This window comes from Dellaglioa sp. CoH-57-MRSF-17 (assembly GCF_056782015.1).
The window spans coordinates 1-1,690 of sequence record NZ_JBXAXY010000015.1; the positions used below are offsets into that span (position 1 = coordinate 1).

Annotated in this window: 2 protein-coding genes; both read right to left on the reverse strand. The window is 38.3% G+C overall.

All coding sequences use genetic code 11. From position 1 onward, the window contains the following. Window positions 1–54: 54 nt before the first annotated feature. Window positions 55–972: an IS3 family transposase gene (locus tag AC1RPJ_RS07565; protein ID WP_481761993.1), complete on the reverse strand. Its 918-nt coding sequence runs from the start codon at window positions 970–972 to the stop codon at window positions 55–57. Further along, window positions 945–1,619, reverse strand: coding sequence for a transposase (locus AC1RPJ_RS07570; protein WP_481761994.1), 675 nt, complete (start codon window positions 1,617–1,619; stop codon window positions 945–947). The genes AC1RPJ_RS07565 and AC1RPJ_RS07570 overlap by 28 nt, the downstream gene beginning before the upstream one ends. Window positions 1,620–1,690: the final 71 nt, after the last annotated feature.

A 1,690-nucleotide genomic window follows, 5' to 3' on the forward strand; every position in this document is an offset into this window, starting at 1 on the left:
TGTACTAGGCCCTGTCAAGTTGACGGATGAAATAATATAAAATTTAATATGTTTCTAAATGGCTTTATCCCAGTATTCATCTGGGGTAAGGCCATTTCTTTGTGTTGAGCGATTGTAATGATTAAAATATTCAATTCCTGCTTCAACCAATTTCATAAGTTCTTGATAGGTCTTTGGCAGTGGCTGACGTGCCATCCATCGATTTTTAAATTCATTCCACCAACGCTCCATTGGAGCGTTATCGTATGGCGTTCCTGGTCGGGACATACTTCTAGTTACTTCATATCGATCAAGAGAACGATTAAATAGTTTTGAGGTATAAGCTGAACCGCGATCGGTGTGCACCATGGGGTGTACACTACCAGCACCTGAAAAGGCCTGCTGAAATACCTGGATTTCTGCTTCACTAGTTTCTGTAGGACTTAGATTATAGGCTAAAAGTCGCCGACCATAAAGATCTAAAACACCACTTAACCGAATTTTATATTCGCCATTTATGCCATATGAAAGCTCTGTTGAATCGGCCAACCAAACTTGGTTAGGTCTACTCACACTAAAATTTTGATTAAGAAGATTATCTTGGATATATTGTTCTGATTGTTTCACACGATTATGCTTCTTCGGATGTACTAAACATCGAATACCTAGTTCTCGCATAACTCGTCGAACCTGTTTGAAAGTAATGGGAAAATTAATTGATGTGTCAGCTTGTAAATTTACCAACATGTTTCCAGTACCAATCCCTTGTAGATTGAAATCAAACCAGTATTGGGTTCGCTCTTTAAGTTGTTTATTACGTGTCTCCCAAACTGTTTCTTGTCTTTTTAACCCTTTGTAGTAAGCCTGACGGCTAACGCCAACCATTTTTATAAGTTTTGTTATCGCACCATGCTTTTCTTGACTAACATTCTTAATCGCGTGATATGCCAGTCGTCTTTGCTTATTCACCCCTTGCGCTGAAGTTCCTGCCATTTTTTTATAAAGGCCGCATATAATTTTTGATCTTCGATTTGGCTTTCTAACTCGTGAATCCGTAGATTCGCTTTATCTAAATCTGTTAGTTCTGATTGATCTTTACGGTGACCACGATTATCGATTAGTGATTCATAACCACCTTGTCGTGCCTTAAGAACCCATGAACGGGCTTGTTGATAAGAGACACCGAAGTGTTCCGCAGTTTCATTATAACTATGTTTATCTTTGGTAATATATTCAACAATTGAAACGCGTTCTTCAAAAGAAGTTTTACGACTCATAATGGGAACCTGCCTTTTGGACGGTGACGCCGTCACCGTTTTATCCTCATTATACTTGGAAACCCAGTCTAATAGTTGTTTTTGTGATCGTAAACCAAACTTAAGTGCAACATCTGCTTGTGAATATTGACCCGTTAGATAAGTTAATACCGCTTCTAATTTCAGCGCTTTTGAATAGTGATTATTGTGGCGCGCTTCCTGTAAACCTTCAATACCATCGCGGTCATAGCGATCGACCCAACGTTTGAATAGATCTTTATTAATACCGTATTCTCGGGCAAAAGTTCTTCTCGGCATTCCGGACTTTCTAAATTCTTCGATAAACGTTAATTTTTCTAATGCTGAATACTTGGCTCTGGACATACAAAAATCCCTCCATGATTATCGGATGAAATTATATTATTTCATCTGACAACCATAAAGGGATTATTACA

Bases quoted from the DNA above. Each gene is read 5' to 3' on its own strand.
- AC1RPJ_RS07565 (WP_481761993.1), bottom strand. From the start codon at position 972: ATGGCAGGAACTTCAGCGCAAGGGGTGAATAAGCAAAGACGACTGGCA.
- AC1RPJ_RS07570 (WP_481761994.1), bottom strand. From the start codon at position 1,619: ATGTCCAGAGCCAAGTATTCAGCATTAGAAAAATTAACGTTTATCGAA.